This is a genomic window from Streptomyces minutiscleroticus (assembly GCF_014650875.1).
In the GTDB taxonomy this organism is placed as follows: Bacteria; Actinomycetota; Actinomycetes; order Streptomycetales; family Streptomycetaceae; genus Streptomyces; species Streptomyces minutiscleroticus.
The window spans coordinates 130,137-152,427 of record NZ_BMVU01000010.1; the positions used below are offsets into that span (position 1 = coordinate 130,137).

Annotated in this window: 15 protein-coding genes and 2 pseudogenes; 7 read left to right on the forward strand and 10 right to left on the reverse strand. The window is 75.1% G+C overall.

The annotated features are described in order from the left end of the window. The first annotated feature begins 54 nt into the window (after positions 1-54). Positions 55-408: a VOC family protein gene (locus IE271_RS13795; RefSeq protein ID WP_190190560.1), complete on the forward strand. Its 354-nt coding sequence runs from the start codon at positions 55-57 to the stop codon at positions 406-408. Between the two features lie 41 nt (positions 409-449). Here IE271_RS13795 and IE271_RS13800 read toward each other — a convergent pair whose 3' ends face one another. The 9 genes and pseudogenes from IE271_RS13800 to IE271_RS13840 form a co-directional block, all read right to left on the reverse strand. After that, entirely contained in the window at positions 450-995 is a 546-nt protein-coding gene (locus IE271_RS13800) for a GNAT family N-acetyltransferase (protein WP_190190561.1), read from the reverse strand. A gap of 35 nt (positions 996-1,030) precedes the next feature. After that, positions 1,031-1,954 (reverse strand): S66 peptidase family protein, encoded by a 924-nt coding sequence (locus IE271_RS13805; protein ID WP_190190562.1) that lies wholly within the window; start codon positions 1,952-1,954, stop codon positions 1,031-1,033. Continuing rightward, positions 1,951-3,930 (reverse strand): dipeptidyl-peptidase 5, encoded by a 1,980-nt coding sequence (locus tag IE271_RS13810; RefSeq protein ID WP_190190563.1) that lies wholly within the window; start codon positions 3,928-3,930, stop codon positions 1,951-1,953. The genes IE271_RS13805 and IE271_RS13810 overlap by 4 nt, the downstream gene beginning before the upstream one ends. Positions 3,931-3,934: 4 nt before the next feature. Then, positions 3,935-5,233: a M20/M25/M40 family metallo-hydrolase gene (locus IE271_RS13815; RefSeq protein ID WP_190190564.1), complete on the reverse strand. Its 1,299-nt coding sequence runs from the start codon at positions 5,231-5,233 to the stop codon at positions 3,935-3,937. Then, positions 5,226-6,062 carry a M55 family metallopeptidase gene (locus IE271_RS13820; protein ID WP_190190565.1) on the reverse strand — a complete coding sequence of 279 codons (837 nt, stop codon included), beginning with the start codon at positions 6,060-6,062 and terminating at the stop codon, positions 5,226-5,228. Before IE271_RS13820 ends, IE271_RS13815 begins: the two co-directional genes overlap by 8 nt. Before the next feature lie 271 nt (positions 6,063-6,333). Then, positions 6,334-7,059 carry a class I SAM-dependent methyltransferase gene (locus tag IE271_RS13825; protein ID WP_190190566.1) on the reverse strand — a complete coding sequence of 242 codons (726 nt, stop codon included), beginning with the start codon at positions 7,057-7,059 and terminating at the stop codon, positions 6,334-6,336. 372 nt (positions 7,060-7,431) lie between these two features. Continuing rightward, positions 7,432-9,879, reverse strand: a complete 2,448-nt coding sequence (locus tag IE271_RS13830) for an ATP-binding SpoIIE family protein phosphatase (protein ID WP_190190567.1) — start codon at positions 9,877-9,879, stop codon at positions 7,432-7,434. A 158-nt stretch (positions 9,880-10,037) separates the two neighbouring features. Further along, positions 10,038-12,498 (reverse strand): annotated as a pseudogene (locus IE271_RS13835) (MFS transporter). Between the two features lie 187 nt (positions 12,499-12,685). Then, complete coding sequence (locus IE271_RS13840) at positions 12,686-13,129, reverse strand: SRPBCC family protein (protein ID WP_190190568.1); 444 nt, start codon at positions 13,127-13,129, stop codon at positions 12,686-12,688. 148 nt (positions 13,130-13,277) lie between these two features. Between IE271_RS13840 and IE271_RS13845 the strand changes: the two genes are divergently transcribed. The 3 genes and pseudogenes from IE271_RS13845 to IE271_RS13855 form a co-directional block, all read left to right on the forward strand. Then, on the forward strand, positions 13,278-14,315 hold the full coding sequence (locus tag IE271_RS13845) for an Rv2578c family radical SAM protein (RefSeq protein WP_190190569.1): 1,038 nt from the start codon (positions 13,278-13,280) through the stop codon (positions 14,313-14,315). 177 nt (positions 14,316-14,492) lie between these two features. After that, positions 14,493-16,193 (forward strand): alpha/beta hydrolase, encoded by a 1,701-nt coding sequence (locus tag IE271_RS13850; protein ID WP_190190570.1) that lies wholly within the window; start codon positions 14,493-14,495, stop codon positions 16,191-16,193. A gap of 90 nt (positions 16,194-16,283) precedes the next feature. Further along, positions 16,284-16,700, forward strand: a pseudogene (locus tag IE271_RS13855) (RidA family protein); the annotation flags it as partial. 45 nt (positions 16,701-16,745) lie between these two features. Here the strand turns inward: IE271_RS13855 and IE271_RS13860 are convergent. Then, on the reverse strand, positions 16,746-17,336 hold the full coding sequence (locus tag IE271_RS13860) for an adenylosuccinate lyase (RefSeq protein ID WP_190190571.1): 591 nt from the start codon (positions 17,334-17,336) through the stop codon (positions 16,746-16,748). 369 nt (positions 17,337-17,705) lie between these two features. Between IE271_RS13860 and IE271_RS13865 the strand changes: the two genes are divergently transcribed. The 3 genes from IE271_RS13865 (at position 17,706) to ccrA (ending at position 22,291) form a co-directional block, all read left to right on the forward strand. Beyond that, entirely contained in the window at positions 17,706-19,511 is a 1,806-nt protein-coding gene (locus tag IE271_RS13865) for a 3-hydroxyacyl-CoA dehydrogenase family protein (protein ID WP_190190572.1), read from the forward strand. Positions 19,512-19,641: 130 nt separating this feature from the next. Further along, complete coding sequence (locus tag IE271_RS13870; protein ID WP_190190602.1) at positions 19,642-20,466, forward strand: TetR family transcriptional regulator; 825 nt, start codon at positions 19,642-19,644, stop codon at positions 20,464-20,466. A gap of 487 nt (positions 20,467-20,953) precedes the next feature. Beyond that, positions 20,954-22,291, forward strand: a complete 1,338-nt coding sequence (gene ccrA, locus IE271_RS13875) for a crotonyl-CoA carboxylase/reductase (RefSeq protein ID WP_190190573.1) — start codon at positions 20,954-20,956, stop codon at positions 22,289-22,291.

The following is a 22,291-nucleotide window of genomic DNA, read 5'->3' on the forward strand; positions in this document are numbered from 1 at the left end:
GGCGTTCCCCCGAAACGATCACTTGGCCGAGCGGGGCCAACTAGGCTTCGCCGTATGGACATTCTGGGAACCACGCTGCGCATCTGCGTCGACGACCTGGAGACCATGGTCCCCTTCTACGAGAGGCTGGCGGGCGCCAGGGCCCTCCGCTTCGAGCGCGGCGGCGTCTCGGTCGCCGCGGTCGGCTGCTTCTTGCTGATGAGCGGTCCGCAGGCCGAGCTGGACGTGCTGCGCAAGGTCGCCGCGACCATCGCCGTTCGGGACGTCGACGAGGCCCGCGAGGTGCTCACCGAGGCCGGCGCGCAGGTACTGGCCGGGCCCGTGGCGACACCGGCGGGGCGCAACCTGATCGCGCTGCACCCGGACGGCAGCGTGTACGAGTACGCGGACCGGCGCGCGGACCGGTGAGGGCCGGGCGCCGGGCCGGTCGGGGCCGGGCGCCGGGCCGGTCAGAGCCGGGGCATGTCGGCCGTGAGCGCCCACCGCTCGTGGTCGCGCCAGGCGCCGTCGATGTACAGGAAGTCCGGCGAGTAGCCCTCCAGCCGGAAGCCGGCGGAGCGGGCCAGGGCGACGGAGGCCGCGTTGCCCGGCTGGACGTTGATCTCCAGCCGGTGCAGGCCGAGCGGGCCGAAGGCGTGCTCCACGACCAGCCCGAGCCCCTCGCGCATCAGCCCGCGCCCGGCCGCGTGCGCGAACGCGCCGTAGCCCAGCGCCCCGCACTGGAACGCGCCGCGCACGATGTTGTTGACGTTGACGAACCCGGCGATGGCGCCGCCGTCCCTCTCGCACACCAGGAAACCGGCCCGGGCCGGGTCCTCGATGAGCCGCCGGGCGTACTCGGCGTAGGCCTCGGCGCTCTGCGGCGGGAACAGCCACGGGTGGTGCAGCGCCTTGCTCTCCCGCGCCCGCGCGGTGAACTCGGCGCCGTCGTCGAGCGTGAAGGGACGGACGGCCACCCGCGGCCCCACGGCGAGGTACTGGTCGTTCTGCGGCATGCCGCCACAGTAGCCACCCGCCCGGACGCGGGCCCTCAGCGCAGCGCGGGCTCCCACAGCGTCAGGGTGCCCGCGTCCGCGTCCAGTTCCGCGGGCACCCCGAACGGGACGGTCAGCGCCCCTTCGCAGTGCCCGAAGCCGAAGTCCTCGGCGACCGGCACGCCGAGCGGGCCGAGCCGGTCGAGGAACACCCGCCGCAGCTCCTCGTACGGGCCGCAGTCCACCCAGGAGCCGAGCGCGATCCCGGCGACGCCGTCGAGCCAGTGCGAGCGCAGCAGCTGGGTGAGGATGCGGTCGAGCCGGTACGCCTCCTCGCCGACGTCCTCGATCATCAGCAGCCCGCCGCGGGCCGAGGGGCGGGCGTGCGGGGTGCCGAGGTCCGCGGCGAGCAGACTCACGCAGCCGCCGAGCGTGACGCCCCGGGCCCGGCCGGGCACCAGCGCGGTGCCCGGGGAGACGAGCGTGCGCACGGACTCCGGCTCGAACAGGGTGGCCCGCAGGTGCTCCTGGGCCCGCGCGTTCTTCAGGAAGTCGATGCCCGCGGCCATGGGGCCGTGCAGCGTGGCCAGGCCCAGGCGCACGGCGAACGCCTCGTGCAGGGCGGTGATGTCGCTGAAGCCGACGAACACCTTGGGCCCCGCGGCCCGCAGGGCGTCCCAGTCGAGGAGGTCCACCATCCGCTGGACACCGTAGCCGCCACGGGCGCACAGCACCGCGTCCACGGCCGGGTCGCACCAGGCCGCCTGGAGGTCGGCGGCCCGGTCGGCGTCCGTGCCCGCGAGGTAGCGGAAGCCGTCGTGCCGGTCCAGGACGTGGGGCGCCACGACCGGGTCCAGGTCCCAGCCGCGCAGGATGTCCAGGCCCGACTGGAGCCGCTCCTCGGGCACCGGGCCGCTGGGGGCGACGACGGCGACGCGGGCGCCGGGGGCGAGCCGCGCCGGGCGGGTCAGCTCTCTCACTTGGCGAGCTCCAGGGTGGGCAGACCGGGCACGTCGATGCCGAAGACCTGCGCGTACAGGGAGAGTTCGGACTCCAGGACCCGGACGACGGTCTCGGCGCGGCGGAAGCCGTGGCCCTCGCCCTCGAAGGCGATGTAGGCGTGCGGCACCCGCCGCTCCCGGTCCTCCAGGCGGGCCAGGAACCGCTCGCACTGGGCGGGCGGGCAGATCACGTCGTCGAGCCCCTGGAGCAGCAGGAACGGCGCGGTGATCCGGTGGGCGTGCTCGGCGGGCGAGCGCTCGCGGTAGCGTCCCGGCACCTGGGCGAGCGGCCCGACGAGCGACTCCAGGTACCGCGACTCGAAGTCGTGGGTCTCCCCCGAGCCCCAGGCCGTGAGGTCCAGGATCGGGTACAGGATCGTGCCGCAGGCGTAGACGTCGGTGGTGGTGAGGGAGGCGGCCGTGGTCCAGCCGCCGGCGCTGCCGCCGCGGATGGCGAGCCGGTCGCGGTCGGCCGTGCCCTCCTCGGCGAGCGCGAGCGCGACGGCCGCGCAGTCCTCGACGTCGACGACGCCCCACTGCTCGCGCAGCCGGTTGCGGTACTCCCGGCCGTGCCCGGTGGAGCCGCCGTAGTTGACCTCGGCGACGCCGATGCCGCGCGAGGTGAAGTAGGCGATCTCCAGGTCGAGGACGAGGGGGGAGCGGCTGGTCGGGCCGCCGTGCGCCCACACCACGTACGGCGGCAGCTCGTCGTCGGGGGCGACGTGCGCGGGGTGGTGCGGCGGGTAGACGTGCGCGTGGATCTCGCGCCCGTCGGGTCCGGCGAAGGTGCGGATCCGCGGTTCCGGGTAGTACGCGGGGTCCACCGGGTCGTCGTGCGCGGCGCCCACCACGCGGGCGCGGCCGGTGCGGGCGTCCAGCTCCACCACCTCGTAGGCGCTGCGCGGGCTGGCGCCGACGCCGAGGACGCGGGAGCCGTGCGCGGCGAGCGAGGCCGAGAACTCCGTCCAGGGCCCGGCCGCGTCGACGACCTCGCCGGTCTCCGGGTCGAGGATGCCGAGCGCGGTGGCGCCGCGCCCGTGCACGACGGCGACCAGGCCGTCGTCCAGCGGCGCGAACCAGCGCTGCCCGATCTTCCACAGCGGGCCGCCGAACTCCTCCTCGCGCGGGCACAGCGGCGCCCCGTCGCGGTAGAGGTTCCACCAGCCGGTGCGGTCGGAGGCGTACAGCAGGGAGCCGTCGGCCGCCCAGTCGGCCTGGGCGACGGACTCCTCGGGGCCGCCCGCGACCGTGCGGACGCCCTCCAGCACGCCGCCGCCTCTCACGTCGGCGACGAGGAGCTCCGTGCCGTCCCACGGCATGCGCGGGTGGTCCCAGGCGAGCCAGGCGGCGCGCCGCCCGTCGGGCGACAGGCGGGGCCCGGTGACGAAGCGGTGCCGTCCGTCGGTCAGCTCCCGCACGGCGCCGCGGTCCTCGGCGGCCGAGCCGTCCAGCGGGACGGCGGCCAGGACGCGGCGCACGTCGGCGGGCCCGTCCCCGGTGAACTCCTCCAGGACGCACCACACCTCCCCCGCCTCGGGACGGGGCACCGGGTCGACCCAGCGCAGGCCGCCGCCGACCGGGGACAGGGGGGTGAGCGGCCATGGACCGGCGCCGTCCGCGCCCGGCTCGTAGGCGTACAGCCGCTGGTCGGCGAAGTTCACGAAGACGACCAGCGGCCCCTCGTCGCGCGCGACGCCGGCCCAGGGCTGCCCGCCGTACTCGATGACGCGGCTGCGCACGTTCCACGGCGCGGGCAGCACCGCCTCCTCCGTGCCGTCGGTGCGCCGCCGCACCAGGGTGCGGCGGCCGCCCTCGGCGGGACGCGGCTCGGTCCACCACGCCTCCCCCCCGACGAACCCGACGTACTCGGGGTGCCCGTCGTGCGCGGCGGCGAGCCGGGCGTCGATGGGCGAGGGCCATGAACCGTAGGCCAGGGTCTGCACGATGTGCCCCACTCTCCTAAGCCGTGCGCAGGAAGCGGTCGAGGACGCGGACGCCGAAGTGCAGCGCCTCCACGGGGACGCGCTCGTCGACCCCGTGGAAGAGGGCCTGGTAGTCGAAGCCCTCGGGGAGCCGCAGCGGCGCGAACCCGTAGCCGGTGATGCCCAGCCGCGAGAACTGCTTGGCGTCGGTGCCGCCCGACATGCAGTACGGCACGACGTGGCCCCCGGGCGCGAACTCCTCGACCGCGGCCCGCATCAGCGCGAACGTGGGCGAGTCCACCGGTGCCTGGAGCGCCGTCTCGCGGTGGTGGTACTCCCACTCCACGTCCGGCCCGGTGAGCCGGTCAAGGGTCGCGCGGAACTCGTCCTCGCCGCCGGGCAGGAAGCGCCCGTCGACGTGGGCGACGGCCTCGCCCGGGACGACGTTGACCTTGTAGCCGGCGTCCAGCATGGTCGGGTTGGCGCTGTTGCGCACGGTGGGCGCGACGAGGGCGGCGGCGGGCCCGAGCTTGGCGAGCAGCGCGTCGACGTCGTCGAAGTCGGGGGCGACGCCGTACAGCGCGCAGAGCTCGGTCAGGGCCGCGCGGACGGTCGGGGTGAGCCGTACGGGCCACTCGTGGGCGCCGATGCGGGCGACCGCGGTGGCGAGACGCGTGACGGCGTTGTCCGGGTTCGCCTTGGAGCCGTGCCCGGCGCGGCCGCGCGCGGTCAGCCTCAGCCAGCCCGTACCGCGCTCACCGGCCGCGACGGGGTAGATCTCGCGCCCGCTGCCGTCGTGGAAGGTGAACGCGCCGGACTCGCTGATCCCCTCCGTGCAGCCCTCGAACAGCTCCGGGTGGGAGTCGGCGAGGAAGCCCGAGCCGTCCTCGGCGCTGGCCTCCTCGTCGGCGGTGAAGGCGACGACGACGTCCCGGCGGGGCCGCTTCCCCTCCCTCGCCCAGGCGCGCACGACCGCGAGGACCATCGCGTCCATGTTCTTCATGTCGACCGCGCCCCGGCCCCACACGACGCCGTCGCGCACCTCGCCGGAGAACGGGTGCACGCTCCAGTCCTCCGCCCGCGCCGGCACGACGTCCAGGTGGCCGTGGACCAGCAGCGCGTCGGCGGACGGGTCGGTGCCCTCGATCCGAGCGACGACGTTGGTGCGGCCCGGGGTGCGCTCCAGCAGGACCGGCTCCAGGCCGGCCTCCGCGAGCCGGGCCGCGGCGTACTCGGCGGCGGGGCGCTCCCGGCAGTCCCCGCCGCCGCGGTTGGTCGTGTCGATCCTGATGAGGTCGGAGGTGAACTCCACGACCTCGTCGAACGCGTCAGCCATACGTCTCCTCCACGGCGGCCGAGACGATCGTGGTGACCGCCTTGAACGTGCGGATGCCTTCGTACATGGTCGGGCTCGTGTACGCCACCTTCCGCTCCGCGACGCGGTCCACACCCGGCACCACGGTGGCCGCCATGGCCAGGTGCTCGGCGTCGAACTCCACCGCGACCGTGAACGGGCCGCCGCGCACCGGTGCGTGGCGCACCGCGAGCCGGGCGGCCTCCTTGGCGGCGGCCCGGATGTCGGCGGCGGTCCTGGCGGGCGTGCGGCACACGGCCGCGTACCGCGAGACGTGGTCCTTGACGGCGACCTTCAGCGCCTCGGGCGCGTAGCCGAGCGCGTCCTCGCAGGCGACGTCGTCGCCGGTGACGAGGACGACGGGCACGCCGTACTCGGCGACGACGTGCGCGTTGAGCAGGCCCTCGCTGGCCCGTACGCCGTTCAGCCACACGCCGGTGATCTGGTTGGCGAGGTAGGTGTGGGCGAGGACGCCCTCCATGCCGGCGCCCGCGTGGTAGCCGACGAACGCGACGCCGTCGACGTCGCCGTGCTGCACGCCCTCGACCATGGACAGCGCCTTGTGCCGGCCGGTGAGCATCTGCGCCCGTTCGTCCAGCCGCTCCAGGAGCAGATTGCGCATGGTCCAGTGCGCCTCGTTGACGAGGACCTCGTCGGCGCCCCCCTCGAAGAAGCCGGTCACGGCGGCGTCGACGTCGGAGGTGAACATCGAGCGGCACCGCTCCCACTGCGCGGTGCCCGGCAGCACGTCGGCGGGCCACGTCACGCCGGTGGCGCCCTCCATGTCGGCGCTGATGAGGATCTTTGCCATCCCCCAGTTCTACCGCAGACGCCCGGCCGCCCACAGGGCGGCGGAAGCACGGCCTCCCGCCTCCGGGACCCGGGCCACGGGCCCGCGCCTCCGGCCGCCCGCGCACCGGCCCCACCGGTCCCGCCGAGGGCTCGGCCCGGGCCGCGCACGGCAGCTCCCCCGTGTGCCACGGCTCGTACTGCGACCGCTGCCGTGTCGCCGCCCGCTCCTTTGACACCCCGGCGGCTCCGCCGGGGGCACCGGCTTCCGCGTGGCGGCGACACGGTGGCCCTCACGCGGGGCGGCCGGCGACCAGCCACTTCGAGGGCAGCTCGATGCGCGAGCGGTCCGCCGTGTGCTCCGTGGTGACCAGCGGCAGCCCGCCCGAGGCCAGGACGGTGAGCCCGGCGGCGCGCAGGTACTGCGGGACCGCGTCGTCGGCGACCTCGGCGGGCGCGATGCCGTGCCGGAGGATCGGCGCCAGCTTGGCGGGCGGCCCGCCGTCGCCCCGCGCGAGGTTGAGCAGCACCGGCCGCGCGGCCTCGGACAGTTCGAGCAGGAAGGCCCGGCCGCGCCCGCCCACCAGAACGGCCACGGTGTCGGCCACCGCCTGCCGGTCGTCTGGTTCGCACTGGTGCAGCACGCCGCGCATGTAGACGTTGGCGTCGCCCAGTTCGGCGTGGAGCGTCGCGGCCTCGTCCCCGTCCGCCGCGTCGAGCAGCCGGTACGCCGCCCGGCCCGCCGGGTCCGCGCGGCGCGCGCGCTCGAGCGCGGCGGCCGACAGGTCGGCGCCGACGACCCGTGGGAAGCGGTCGGCGAGGCGGCGGGTCTGGGTGCCGTTGCCGCAGCCGAGGTCGACGAGCGGCAGTCCGGGCTCCGTCAGGTGCGGCTCGAAGAGGGCGAGGTGGGCACCGACGGCGAGGGCGGGTTCGGTGTCCCAGAAGACGGCGCCCTGCTCCTCGGGGGCCTCCCGCCAGAAGCCCTCCCACGCTTCCCTGTATCTGCTCGTCACGCTCATGACCGGCTCCCCAGGACGCCACCGCCGCCCGCCGCGACCGGCGGGCGGTACCGCACGGGCAGTACGGTCTACCGCGCCCGGCACATGCCCACAAGGCATGCCGCGCGGACCTTCACGACCCGTCGACACGCCCACACCGTCCGGCCTTCCCCGCGCGCCCCACCGCCCGGCCGCCGCCGTACGGGAAGCACCCCGTCCGGTGGCTGCGGGAAGGGACGGGCCCGCCTGACACCCCGCGCGGAGACCGGCCCGCCCGGCGCCTGCACACGGAAACCGGTCCGTCCCGCACCTGCACACAGAAACCGGTCCGCTCCGCACCTGCGCACGGAGACAGCCCGCTCCCGGCGCCCGTGCGCGGGGGCCGGACGCCGGCTACCGCACCCGCGACCGCGGCAGTGCCAGCTCGAACCGGACCGTCTTGCCCGCCCCGGTTCGGCTGGCACCCCACTCCCGCGCCAGCGCGCTGACGACTCTCAGCCCGCGCCCGTACTCGTCCTCGGGCCCGGCGCTGAGCAGGGTGGGCAGGGTGTGGTCGTCGTCGTCCACCTCGCACAGCAGGGTGTCGCCGCGCACCAGCCGCAGGTCGACCGGGCCGCGGGAGTGGCGCACGGCGTTGGCGACCAGCTCGTCCACCATCAGCACGGCGTGGTCGGCGAGGGAGTCCAGGCCCCACACGCGCAGCCGCTCGCGGACGGCGGCGCGGGCGCGGCCCGCCTCGGCCGGGTCGGGCGCGAACCGCCACCGGGCGACGTGGTCCGGTCCGATGCCGTTGAGCCGGGCCATCAGCAGCGCCACGTCGTCCTTGCGGCCGCCGCGCGTGTTCAGCGCGCGGATGATCGTGTCGCAGGCGTCGTCCATGGAGGCGGCCGGGTGGGCGGCGGACTCGCAGAGCGTGGCGAGCCCGACGCCGATGTCCTCGCCGCGCACCTCGACCAGCCCGTCGGTGCACATCACCAGCCGGTCGCCGGCCGCCACCGGGACCCGTACGGACTCGAAGGGCACCCCGCCGACGCCGATCGGCGCGCCCGTCGGCAGCTCCAGCAGGTCGCTGTGCCCGTCCCCGGCGCGCACCAGCACCGGCGGGATGTGGCCGGCGTTGGCGAGCTCCACCTCCCCGGCGATCGGGTCGTAGACGGCGTACACGCAGGTCGCGAGGTAGTGCTCGCCGAGCCGCTGGGCGAGGTCGTCCAGGCTGCGCAGCAGCTGGGCCGGGGGCAGGTCCAGGGCCGCCATGGTCTGCACGGCGGTGCGCAGCTGCCCCATCATGGCCGCCGAGTTCAGGCCGTGGCCCATGACGTCGCCGACGACCAGCGCGGTGCGGGAGCCGGGCAGCTTCACCGAGTCGAACCAGTCGCCGCCGACCCTCCCGAGGAGCGTGCCCGGCAGATAGCGGGTGGCGATGTCGCACCCCGCCATGCGCGGCGCGATGTGCGGCAGCATGCTGTCCTGGAGGGTCTCGGCGACGCTCTCCTGGTACGTGTACATGCGCGCGTTGTCGAGCACGAGCCCGGCGCGGGCGGCCAGTTCGGCGCCGGTGACGCGGTCCATGTCGTTGAACTCGGGCCGCTCGCGGTGGCGCAGCAGGATCATGAAGCCCAGCACCACGTTGCGCGCCTTGAGCGGCACGACCAGCATCGAGCGGCCGGTGATCAGCGGCCGGATGTCCCGCTTCTCGAACTGCGAGGCGATCGCGTTGCCCATCTCCTCGCTGATGCGGGGCACCAGCACCGGCTCGCCGCTGGTCATGCACTGGAAGAACGGCGTGTGCGCGGGGAAGGGCATCGACTCGCCGACCGGCACGACGTCGTCCCAGCGGCCCGGCTCGTCGGTGTGCTCCACGGCCACCCGGTGCCACAGCGTGGTCTCGTCGGGCACGCCCTCGGGGAAGCCCTCGCCCGCGACGACCTGCTCGCGCAGATAGGTGCCGGCCACGTCCGTGAAGCGCGGCACGACGGCCCGGCTGACCTCTTGAATCGTCGCGGACAGGTCGAGCGAGGAGCCGATGCGCCCGCTGACCTCGTTGAGGAACTCCAGGCGCTCGCGGACCGCGGCGTACTCCAGGTCCTCCCCCTCGCCCCCGCCCGCGGCGTCCGAGGGGAGGGGGCGGCCCGCGGCCGCGGCCTCCTCGGCCCGCCTCCGGCGCGCGGCGCGCCCGGCCCGCCGCGGCACGCCCCAGTCGGGGGTGACGGGCACCCGGTGGTTCCGGCTGAACTCCAGGACCGGGTAGCCGAGTTCGAGGACCTGGGAGACGATGCGGGCGCTCTCGCCGACGCTCATGCTGGGCAGGATCTCGGGCAGCCGCCGGGCGAGCTCCTCGGCGCCGGGGAAGTCGGTGTGCAGGGCGAAGGCGGGCACGATGTGGCCGGCGTGCTCCTCGTCCGGGGCGCGCAGCGCGTCGGCGTCGGCGGCCAGCACCAGCAGCCGCTCGGACCCGGGGCCCACCAGCGGGTAGGCCCACCACAGCACGTCGGCGCGGTCCCGGTCCGGCACGGTGAGCCGGGCGCGGCCCGCCGCCGGGTAGGACAGCCGCCCGTCCAGGGAGGTCTCCAGGCCGGGGCCGAGCCCGTCGTAGGCGGTGTACTCCCCGGCGGGCGCGGGCTCGTCGTCCTCGGGCAGGGCGCCGGAGACGGGCAGCAGGTCGCCGGCCGCGCGGCCCACCGCCTCCTCCTTCGCGACGCCGAACAGCCGCCGGGCGCCCCTGCTCCAGTGCGAGACGAGACCGTCGCGGTCGACCACCACGACGGCGAGCGGGATGCGCCCGGCCGCGGCGGCGCCGTCGTCCGGGCGGCCTGTCGCGCCGGTCTCGGTGCCACGGTCCATGGGCCAGGCCCTCTCTGCACGGCTCCGCACGATCTGTACCGCCATCCCTCACGGTACGACCGGGTAGCGTCGCCATGTGCGTCAACCCGGGAATTGGCCCCCGGGGCGGCTCCGGCGCGCCCAGGGGGCTCGAGGCCCCCTTCGGACCCGCTGCTCCCTCAGCCCTCCGCCTCCTCCCGCCGGTCCTCGTGCCCGAGCTGGAGGTCGCGCTCCGTGCGGCCGCCGCCCGCCATCCGCAGCACGGTCGCCACGGGCGGATAGCCGGAGGCGATCACGGTGTACTCGCCGGAGGACAGGTCGACGAAGCGGAAGGTCCCGTCGGCGCCGGTGGTGTGCGAGCCGACGACGTTGCCCGCCGCGTCCAGCAGGGTCACCCGCGCGTCCTCGACCGGGCGGCCGCCGCCGCGCACGGTGCCGCGCAGCACGGCGCCGCCGGCCAGCTCGACGTCCTGCCGGGTCTCGCGGGCGGCCTGCACGGTGACGGGCAGCGCGGCCGGACGGAAGGCGGGCGCGCCGGCCGCGAGGGTGTACTCGCCGGCCACCAGCCCGGTGATCGTGTACCCGCCCCCGTGGCCGCTGCGGGTGGTGGCGACGACCTCGCCGTGCACGTCGGTGAGGGTGACGACGGCGTCGCGCACGGGGCTGCCGTCGGCGGCCAGGACGCTGCCGGCCAGGCGCCCGGCGCCGCCGAGCACCACGTCCAGCTCCACCGGCCGGTCGCCGACGGTGACGCCGACGGCCTGCGGCTGGTGGCCGCCGGCCGCAGCGATCAGGACGTACGCGCCGGGTCCCGGCGCCGCCAGCGCGTACCGCCCGTCCTCGCCGCCGGCGCCCCGTCCGGTCTGCCGTCCGGCGCCGTCGACGAGGGTGAGGGCGGCGCCGGGCACGGCGGTGCCGTCGGAGTGCCGCACCGTGCCGCGGACGGGCACGCCCCCGGTGTGCGCCGCGCGGGCCTGCGGGACCGGGGACTCGGCGGACTCGGCGGGCTCGGCACCGGTGGTGGGGGCGGAGTGGGACACCGGGGGTTTCTCCTTGAGGAAGCAGGCGATGAGCAGGCCGAGGGCGAGCACCGGCACGAGGTAGAGGAAGATGCGCGGCATGGCCTCGGCGTACGCGCGGCGGCATGGCCTCGGCGTACGCGCGGACGTAGCCGTCGCGCACGGCGGCGGGCAGGGCGTGGACGAGCTGCGGTGTGACGGACTCCGGGTCGGGCAGTCCGCTCGCGGCGGGCAGGTTCCGGGCGAGGGCGTCGGCGAGCCGGTCGGCGAGCAGCGTGCCGAAGACGGCGGCGCCGACGCTGCCGCCGATCTGCCGGAAGTAGGTGTTTGCGCTGGTGGCGGTGCCGAGGTCGGCGGGGCGCACGGAGTTCTGCACGGCGAGCACGAGGACCGGCATCACCATGCCGACGCCGGCGCCGAGCACGGCCGTCCAGACGCTGTAGTGCAGCCGGGGCGTGTCGGCGTCCAGGCGGGACAGCAGCCACATGCCGAGGGTGGCCAGGGCGCCGCCGAGGACCGGGGGGAGGCGGTGGCGGCCGGTGCGGCTGACGAACTGCCCGGAGACGATCGAGGCGAGGACGACGCCGCCCGTCATGGGCAGCATGAGCAGGCCGGACTCGGTGGCCGTGGCGCCGTCGACCATCTGCAGGAAGCTCGGCAGGTAGCCGGCCGCGCCGAACAGGGCGACGCCGACGACCAGGCCCACCAGCGCGGTGACGTTGAAGACGGAGTCGCGGAACAGCCGCAGGGGGACGACGGGTTCGGCCGCGAAGCGCTCGGCGAGCACGAAGAGCAGCGCGCAGACGACGGCGCCGGCGGCCAGGCCGAGGATCGTGCGGGAGCCCCAGGCGTACTCGGTGCCGCCCCAGCTGGTCAGCAGCACCAGGCAGGTGGAGGTGGCGGTCAGCAGCAGGGTGCCGGGCACGTCGAGGCGGGGCCGGGCGGCGGGCCGGGGGAGCTTGAGGACGACGGTGACGACGGCCAGGGTGAGCAGGCCGAAGGGCACGTTGACGTAGAAGCACCAGCGCCAGGAGAGGTGGTCGGTGAAGTAGCCGCCGAGCAGCGGTCCGGCGACCGAGGCGAGGCCGAACGCGGCGCCGACGAGGCCCATGTAGCGGCCGCGCTCCCGGGGCGGCACGATGTCCGCGATGATCGCCTGTACGCCGATCATGAGTCCGCCCGCGCCGACGCCCTGCAGGGCGCGCCAGGCGATGAGCTGGTCCATCGTGGACGCCCGGCCGGCCAGCGCGGAGCCGGCGACGAAGACGACGATGGCGAACTGGAAGACGCCCTTGCGGCCGTAGAGGTCGCCGAGCTTGCCGTAGACGGGCAGGCCGACCGTCGAGGTGAGCAGGTAGGCGGTGATCGCCCAGGACATCCTGTCCAGGCCGTGCAGCTCGCCGACGATCCGCGGCAGCGCGGTGGCGACGATCATCTGCTCCAGGGCGGCGAGCAGCAGCGCGAGCATGAGCCCGCAGAAGACCAGGCGCACCCGGCGGGGCCCGAGTCCGGGGACCGGTGCGGCGGCCGGGTCCGCCGGCGCGGCGGGAGGCGCGGCGCCGGCTCCGTCCTCGGGGGGCGCGGCGGTCCGCTCGTCCCGCACCTCGGTGATCCCGCCCACGTCCCGCTCCCCTCGTCGCGCCTGCCGCACCGTTCCCGCGTTGTGCGACAACGGGCGGCGGGCGCGAGGGGTTACGGCGGTCCGCCTCCGCTCCGAGTGATCCACTCGAATCGGTGAGAGGGGCAACGATCCCTGGGGACCCGGCTCCAACGTCCTCCGGGGGCCCGGCCCTTGAAAGCCCTGCGGGCTACTTCTCCACCTCGGTGGCGAGGCGGGCGAGCACCGCGTCGTAGATGCGGGCGAGGCCCTTGGGCGCGAAGGTCTTCTCGAAGAAGCCGCCGATGCCGCCGGCGCCGTTCCACACGGTGGTGACGGCGACCCTGGACCTCCCCTCGCCGGCCGGGGTGACCCGCCAGGTGGTGACCATGGAGGAGTTGCGGTCCTTCTCGACGAGTTCGCCGTCGGTGGGCTCGGACACCTCCAGCAGGCAGTCGCGCACGCGCTTGCTGGTGGCCTGCAGCTTCCAGTGGACGAGCGTGCCCTCGCCGTCGCCGCCCTCGCGCACCTCGTACTCGCTGAACTGCTCCGGCAGGAGCCTCGCGCGGGTGCCGCTGTAGTCGGCCAGGGCGTCGAACACGTCGTCCGGCGGCGCCGCGACGATCCGCTCCGTGGTGGCCTCGACCTGCGCCATTCGTTCCTCCTGCACGTGGGTTGCCGCTGGTTCACGGCCAGCCAACCACCCGGCGGGCCGGGCGCCCAAATCGGGGGGCGCGCGGTGGGGTCGCACGATCAAGGGAACATGTGTTCTATTGTGTGGCCAGTGCTAGCGAGGAGGCGTCATGCGCTGGGAGAACCTCACGGCGGAGTCCGGCCGCGGCCGGGCCGCGGACACCGCGCTCTTCGGCGCGGACGCGGTCACGACCCGCACGTTCGACACCCCGGAGTTCCGCGGGATCACCTTCCACGAGGTGCGCGCCCGCTCGGTCGTGAACCGGGTGCCGGGCGCCTCGCGCATGCCCTTCGAGTGGACCGTGAACCCCTACCGCGGCTGCTCCCACGCCTGCGTCTACTGCTTCGCCCGCAAGTCCCACAGCTATCTGGACCTGGACACCGGCCTCGGCTTCGACAGCCAGATCGTGGTCAAGGTCAACGCGCCCGAGCTGCTGCGCCGCCAGCTGGCCTCGCCGCGCTGGCAGGGCGAGCACATAGCCATGGGCACCAACGTGGACTGCTACCAGCGGGCCGAGGGGCGCTACCGCCTGATGCCCGGCATCATCGCGGCGCTGCGCGACCACGCCAACCCCTTCTCCCTGCTCACCAAGGGCACCCTGGTCCTGCGCGACCTCGACCTGCTGAAACAGGCCGCCTCCGTCACCGAGGTCGGCGTCTCCGTCTCCGTCGGCTTCACCGACCCCGCCCTGTGGCGCACCGTCGAGCCGGGCACGCCCGCCCCGGAGCGGCGCCTCGACGTCGTCCGCACGCTCGCCGGGCACGGCATCGGCTGCGGGGTGCTGATGGCCCCGGTGATCCCGTTCCTCAGCGACGGCCCGGAGCAGCTGCGCGCCACCGTGCGGGCGATCGCGTCCGCGGGCGCCACCTCCGTGACACCGCTGGCGCTGCACCTGCGGCCCGGCGCCCGCGAGTGGTTCATGAGCTGGCTGGGGCGGCACCACCCGCACCTGGTGCACCGCTACGAGCGCCTGTACGCGGGCGGCGCGTACGCCCCGAAGTGGTACCAGCGCCGGATCACCCGTCAGGTGCACGAGCTGGCCCAGGAGTACGGGATGGGGCCCGCGCGCCCGGGAGCGGCGCGCCGCCTGCCCGAGCCGGAGCCGGAGCACACCACGCCGGAGCGGACGCAGCTCACGCTGCTCTGAGGGGCCGTCCGCGGGAGCCCTTCCGGCGGGATGCGGGCGCTGCTACCGGCGGGACGCGGGCGCCACTGACCCATTCAGGTCGACACTGCGCGGAAACACCCCTTCCGGCCGCCCTTTCGGGAACGATTCGGCTAAGGCCGTGGCAGGCACGGCCCACCCCCGTCCCTGAGAGGCGACATGCCGCGACCCACCGGGGAGCGCTCCCCGGCCCACCGGCCCGCGAAGGCCGGCACCCCCGCTCCGCGCGTCCGGCCGCGGCTCCCCGCGCGCGGACGCGCGGCCGTCCTGTGCGCCGCCGCCGTGGCCGCCGGGACGCTCGTGTCCGCGCCGGCCGCCGGCGCCGCGCCCGCGCCCCGTACCGCCCCCGCCGCCTCCGCGCCGTCGCTCGCCTGGGAGAAGTGCGGCACCAAGGCTTACCCGACCCTCCAGTGCGCGTCCCTGAAGGTGCCGCTCGACCACGCGCACCCGCACGGCCGGCAGATCACGCTGGCCCTCTCCCGCGTCCCGCACACCGCGCGGACCTACCAGGGTCCCCTCCTGGTCAACCCGGGCGGCCCCGGCGGCAGCGGCCTGGCGCTCGCGGGCTTCGTCGCGTCGTCGCTGCCGAAGGCGGTCGCGGCGCAGTACGACGTCGTCGGCTTCGACCCGCGCGGCGTCGGCGGGAGCCGGCCCGCGCTGGACTGCCGCCCGGGCCACTTCGCCCCGGTGCGCCCCGACTCCGTGCCGAGCACCCCCGCCCTGGAGAAGGCCGGCCTGGAGCGCGCCCGCGCCTTCGCGAAGGCCTGCGCCGAGCGCCACGCGGACCTGCTGCCGCACATGAACACGGTCGCCTCCGCCCGCGACCTGGACGCGATCCGCGGCGCCCTGGGCGCCCCGGAGATCAGTTACCTGGGCTACTCGTACGGCACCTACCTGGGCGCGGTCTACGCCGACCTGTACCCGCGGCGGGTGCGGCGCCTGGTCCTCGACTCCGTCGTCGACCCCTCCGGCGTCTGGTACGACGCGAACATCCAGCAGGACCACGCCTTCGGCGACCGCCACCGCGCGTTCCTGGCCTGGGTCGCCGGGCACGACGCCGCGTACGGTCTGGGCACCGACCCGGCGCGCGTGGAGGACGAGTGGTACGCGATGCGCGCGGCCCTCGCGAGGAAGCCGGCCGGCGGGAAGGTCGGCGCGGCGGAGCTGGAGGACACGTTCCTGCCCGGCGGCTACTTCAACGGCTACTGGCCGCACCTGGCCGAGGCGTTCGCGGCGTACGTGCGGGACAAGGACGACGCGCCGCTGGTCCAGGCGTACGAGAACTTCGGCGCCGTCGACGCGGCCGGCGACAACGGCTACAGCGTCTACACCGCGGTGCAGTGCGGTGACACGGCCTGGCCGCGCGACTGGAACAAGTGGCGCGCCGACGCGTGGGCGGTGCACGCCAAGGCGCCGTTCATGACCTGGAGCAACACCTGGTACAACGCGCCGTGCGCGTTCTGGCCGACGGTCCCGGCGCGTCCGGCGCCGGGCGCGGCCGACCTCGCCGACGCCGACCTGCCGCCCGCCCTGCTGTTCCAGGCGACCGACGACGCCGCCACCCCGTACCGGGGCGGCGCCTTGATGCACCGGCTGCTGCGCGGTTCGGGCCTGGTGGTCGAGGAGGGCGGCGGCAACCACGGCATCACGCTCGCCGGGAACGCCTGCCTGGACGGGCACCTGGCGGCGTACCTGACCGACGGCACGGTGCCGCGCGGCGACGGCGAGGCCGACGCGGTCTGCCCGGCCCTCCCGGCCCCGAAGCCACTGGCGCCGGAGACCGCCGCCGAATCCGCCCCGCCGGAGCCGTCGGACTCCCGGGGCGCACGCCTCCACGGCCTGCTGGGCCCGCGCGGCTGAGCCCCGCCGCCGCGCGGTCGTCGCGTCCGGACCGCCGGGCCCCGGTCCGGACGCGACCGCCGCCGGAGCCGTGGTCCGCCATGGCCCCCCATGACCGAACCCTCCCCGCAGTCCCCGCCGTCCGGCCCGACCCGCATCCCCGCCCCCGAGGGCGTCGCCCCCGCCGCCGCCTACTCCCACGTCGTCCTGGGCACGGGCCGCCTCGTGGCCGTCTCCGGGCAGCTGCCCCTCGACGAGGACGGCGAGCTGGTCGGCCCGGGCGACCCGGAGGCCCAGGCCCGCCAGGTCTTCGAGAACCTGAGGCGCTGTCCGGCCGCGGCGGGGGCCACGTTCGACGACGTGGTCAAGCTGACCTACTTCGTGACGGACATGGCCCACATGCCCGCCGTCCGCGCGGCCCGCGCCGCCCACATCCCCGCCGACCGCCTCCCGGCCTCCTCGGCCGTCCAGGTCGCCGCCCTGGTCTCCCCCCGGTTCCTGCTGGAGGTCGAGGCGTTCGCGGTGGTGCCGGAGCGGTGGGCGCCGCCGGCCCGGCACGGTGCGGCGGGGGCGCTACTCCCCCGTCCCCGGGGGCGGCAGTCTGCGCAGGGCCTCCGCCGCCGCCACCGCGAGGCTGGGGTGGGCCAGGGCCCGGTCCAGGACCGGGCGGGCGCGTTCGTCGGCGAGGGCGCCGAGCCCCTCGACGCACGCCAGGGCGACCCGGCGGTAGGGGTCGTGCGGGTGGAGCCTGCGGGTCAGCGTGGTGATCAGCGCGGGCACGGACTCCGGGGCGCGCAGCCGCACCAGGAGCCGCACCGGGTACAGGGCGTAGGCGACGCGCAGTTCGTTGGTGGCGAGGGCGGCGGCCGCGCGGGCGGTGCGCGGGTCGCCGAGCCGGGCCAGCGCGTACGCGGCGGCCGCGCAGCGTTGCGGGTCGCGGTGGTTGAGCAGGAGGACGAGCGCCTCGAAGGCGCGCCGGTCCCCCGCGAGCCCGAGCCGGACGGCGGCCAGCTCCCTGGCCCACAGCGGCTCCCCGGGAGCCGTGAGCACAGCGGCCAGTTCGTCGGGGTCCTCGGTCGCCGCGAGCCGCTCGTACGCCGGCGCCGCCGCGCCCTGCGCCTCCCGCTGTATACGCTCCGTGAGCACGCGCAACTCTTCGTCCATGGGAGGAGCCTAGGGCCATGGTCCGGCCGCGGGACCTACATCACAAACTCGGGGTACTGGCGCGCTCGTTACCCGCGGGTTAAGCTCAGACGAGCGAGTTACCCGCTCGCTTTCCCTTCGCTCGCAGCGGCCTGGTGACGCAGCCGCCGCGAGTGCCGTCGGTCCGGTGCCCCGTGCACCGCTTCACGGCCCGGCCCCGGGACAGGGCCGGTCGGACACCGCCGCTCCCCGGGTGTGTGCGCACCCGCGGACGGCACCGGGCGTACGCGCTCGCCGCCCCGGCGGCGCCCGCGCCCCTTTCCGCACCCGGTGCGCCCGTCGGCGCACCGGGGCGCGTCCCCAGTCGTCACCCTCATCTGGAGTCCCGCGATGGTCACTCCCCTGTCCGACACCCCCCTGTCCCCGCTGAAGACGGTCGCCGTCGTGGGCCTGGGCACCATGGGCACCGGTATCGCCGAGATCCTCGTCCGCGCCGGCCGCGAGGTCGTCGGCATCGACGTCAGCGAGACCGCCGCCGCCCGCGCCGCCACCGCCCTGGAGGCCGCCCTGGAGCGGGCCGTGGGCCGCGGGCGCCTCACCGGGCGGGAGCGCTCCGACGCCCTGGCCCGCTTCCGCACCGCCACCGACCTGAAGGCCGCCTCGGGCGCCGACCTCGTGATCGAGGTGGCCCCCGAGTCCTACGAGGTCAAGCAGCAGATCTTCCGCGCCCTCGACGACGTCGTGCGCCCGGAGACCGTCCTGGCCACCGGCACCAACGCCCTGTCCGTGACGCGTCTGGCCGCCGACTCGGCCCACCCCGAGCGCGTGCTGGGCCTGCACTTCTTCAACCCCGCGCCCGCCATGAGGCTGGTCGAGGTCGTCTCCTCCGTGCTGACCGCGCCCGAGGCCGTCGCCGCCGTCACCGACCTCGCCCTGGAGCTGGGCAAGGAGCCGGTCGCCGTCGGCGACCGCCCCGGCTTCGTCGCCGACGGCCTGCTCTTCGGCTACCTCAACCAGGCCGCCGCGATGTACGAGGCCAAGTACGCCTCCCGCGAGGACATCGACGCCGCGATGCGGCTCGGCTGCGGCCTGCCGATGGGCCCGCTCGCGCTGCTCGACCTGATCGGCATCGACACCGCGCGCACGGTCCTGGACGCCATGTACGCCGCCTCGCACGACCGGCTGCACGCGCCCGCGCCGATCCTCGGGCAGCTCGGCGAGGCGGGCCTGACCGGCCGCAAGGCGGGCCGCGGGTTCTACACGTACGAGGCGCCGGGCAGCGCCGCCGTCGTGCCGGACGCGCTCACCCCGGCCGCGGACGGCGCCGCGGGCCCCGTCCGCGCCGTCCGCACCGTCGGCGTCGCCGGCTCCGGCACCATGGCGTCCGGCATCGCCGAGGTCTTCGCCAGGGCCGGGTACGGGGTCGTGCTCGCCGCGCGGACCGAGGACAAGGCGCGGGCCGCCAAGGGCCGCGTCGGCAAGTCGCTGGCGCGCTCGGTGGACAAGGGCCGCATGAGCTCCGAGGACGCGGCCCGCGCCCTGGACCTGATCGTCCCGGCCGACTCCTACGAGACCTTCGCCGACGTCGACCTGGCCCTGGAGGCGGTCGCGGAGGACCTGGAGGTCAAGCGGCGGCTGTTCGCGGCGTTCGACGAGGTCTGCAAGCCGGGCGCGATCCTGGCGACCACGACCTCCTCGCTGCCCGTCGTCGCCTGCGCCCGCGCCACCTCGCGCCCGCAGGACGTGATCGGCATGCACTTCTTCAACCCGGCGCCGGCGATGAAGCTCGTCGAGGTGGTCCGCACCGTGCTGACCGGGGACGAGGCGCACGCCACGGTCCGCGACCTGTGCGCGCGGCTGCGCAAGCACCCCGTGGACTGCGGCGACCGGGCCGGCTTCATCGTGAACGCACTGCTGTTCCCGTACCTGAACAACGCGGTGAAGATGGTCCAGGAGCACTACGCCACCCCCGACGACATCGACGCCGCGATGCGGCTCGGCGGCGGGTACCCGATGGGCCCCTTCGAGCTCCTGGACGTGGTCGGCCTGGACGTCTCGCTCGCCATCGAGAAGGTCCTGCACCGCGAGTTCCGCGATCCGGGCCTGGCACCGGCGCCCCTGCTCGAACACCTGGTGGCCGCGGGCTGCCTCGGCCGCAAGACGGGCCGCGGCTTCCGTGAGCATGCCCGCCGCTGAGCCGTACGGCGAGGGACCGGACGACCGGTCCGCCGGCCGCGGGGGCTGGGGCGGGCTGCTGGACCCGGCGGCCGCCCCGCCGCCCCCGGCGGACGGGGGCGGTCCGGGCCGCGCGCGGCCGGCCGCGCGCATGCAGTACGTTCGGGGCATGTCCCAGCCCGCCAAGTCCTCCCGTACCACCGCCACGTCCGACGTTCCGGAGACCGCCGCGGGCAGCCGCGCCGCCGCGCAACGGCTCAAGATGCGCCGCGAGCTGGCGGCCGCGGCCATGGAGCTGTTCGCGACCAAGGGCTACGAGGCGACGACCGTGGACGAGATCGCCGCCGCGGCGGGCGTCGCCCGCCGCACCTTCTTCCGGCACTTCCGCTCCAAGGAAGAGGCGATCTTCCCGGACCACGACGACACCCTGGTCCGCGCCGAGGCGGTGCTCAACGCCGCCCCCGCCCACGAGCACCCCCTCGACACCGTGTGCCGCGGTATCAAGGAGGTCATGCGGATGTACGCCGCGCAGCCCGAGATCTCCGTCTCCCGCTACAAGCTCACCCGCGAGGTCCCCACGCTGCGCGAGGCGGAGATCGCCTCCGTGGCGCGCTACGAGCGCCTCTTCACCCGCTATCTGCTGGGCCACTTCGACGAGAACGCGCACCACGACGACGGCAACTACGACCCGCTGCTGGCCGAGGTCGCCGCCTCCGCCGTGGTCACGGCCCACAACCACGTGCTGCGGCGCTGGCTGCGGGCCGGTGGCCAGGGCGACGTGGAGGCGCAGCTGGACCACGCGTTCGCCATCGTGCGCAAGACGTTCGGCACGGGCATCGGCGCGGGCCGGACGACCGCCGCCCGGCCCGCCGCCACCGCCTCCGCCCACGGCGAGGTGCTGGTGACGGTGGCGCGCACGGACGCCCCGCTCGACGAGGTCATGCGCACCATCGAGGAGGCCCTGCGCGACCGCTGAGCCCTGCCCGCGCGGGCACCGCGCCCGGGAGCGGGCGGTGTGAGGACGGCCACCCTTCGGGGTGGCCGTTTCGGCATGTCAGGGGCCGTTTCATCCCCTGATTCGATCGATCATCGCTCATCTGTGACGGCCGGATGACAAGTGAGAGAAATTGTTGGCACTCGGTGCCTTGTCATGTGACACGGGGTGCCATACGTTGAGGGTGTCCGGGCGGCCGGCGTGCAGAGACCCTTCGTACGCCGGTTGTCCCCGCAAGCCGTTCCCGGCACCGTCCGGGGCACCACCGGCCCGCGCGCCCGGACGCCTGCGTCACAGGCACCCTTCCGCGCCACAACGCGCACAGCAGCACCACCTTCGCCGAACCGACGGCACGCCCCGCACCCGCAGCACCACCCCGACGCAACCCTCGGGCGTCCTCCCCGGACGCCTCCCCCGCTCCCGGCCCCGGCCGGGGCGGGGGGAGATCCCATTCGCCGGAGGCAACACCGTGAAGGAAATCCTGGACGCGATCCAGTCGCCGGACGCCACGTCCGCCGACTTCGCCGCGCTGCCGCTGCCCGACGCCTACCGCGCCGTCACCGTGCACAAGGACGAGACGGAGATGTTCGCCGGGCAGCCCACCCGGGACAAGGACCCGCGCAAGTCGCTGCACCTGGACGAGGTGCCGGTCCCCGAACTCGGCCCGGGCGAGGCCCTGGTGGCCGTGATGGCCTCCTCGGTCAACTACAACTCGGTGTGGACGTCGATCTTCGAGCCGCTGTCCACCTTCGGCTTCCTGGAGCGCTACGGCCGGCTCAGCGAGCTCACCAGGCGCCACGACCTGCCGTACCACATCATTGGCTCCGACCTCGCGGGCGTCGTCCTGCGCACCGGCCCGGGAGTGAACTCCTGGAAGCCCGGTGACGAGGTCGTCGCCCACTGCCTGTCGGTCGAGCTGGAGTCCTCCGACGGCCACAACGACACGATGCTCGACCCCGAGCAGCGCATCTGGGGCTTCGAGACCAACTTCGGCGGCCTGGCCGAGATCGCGCTCGTGAAGTCCAACCAGCTGATGCCCAAGCCGGACCACCTCAGCTGGGAGGAGGCCGCGGCCCCCGGACTGGTCAACTCCACCGCCTACCGCCAGCTCGTCTCGCGCAACGGCGCCGGCATGAAGCAGGGCGACAACGTGCTGATCTGGGGCGCGAGCGGCGGCCTGGGCAGCTACGCCACCCAGTTCGCGCTGGCCGGCGGCGCCAACCCCGTCTGCGTGGTGAGCAGCCCCCAGAAGGCGGAGATCTGCCGCTCCATGGGCGCCGAGGCGATCATCGACCGCAACGCCGAGGGCTACCGGTTCTGGAAGGACGAGCGCACCCAGGACCCCAAGGAGTGGAAGCGCTTCGGCAAGCGCATCCGCGAGCTCACCGGCGGCGAGGACATCGACATCGTCTTCGAGCACCCCGGCCGCGAGACCTTCGGCGCGTCCGTGTACGTCACCCGCAAGGGCGGCACGATCACCACCTGCGCCTCCACCTCGGGCTACCTGCACGAGTACGACAACCGCTACCTGTGGATGTCGCTGAAGCGGATCATCGGCTCCCACTTCGCCAACTACCGCGAGGCGTGGGAGGCCAACCGCCTCATCGCCAAGGGGAAGATCCACCCGACGCTCTCCAAGGTCTACGCCCTCCAGGACACCGGGCAGGCCGCGTACGACGTGCACCGCAACCTCCACCAGGGCAAGGTCGGCGTGCTGTGCCTCGCGCCCCGCGAGGGCCTGGGCGTGCGCGACGCGGAGAAGCGCGCGCGGCACATCGACGCCATCAACCGCTTCCGGAACGTCTGA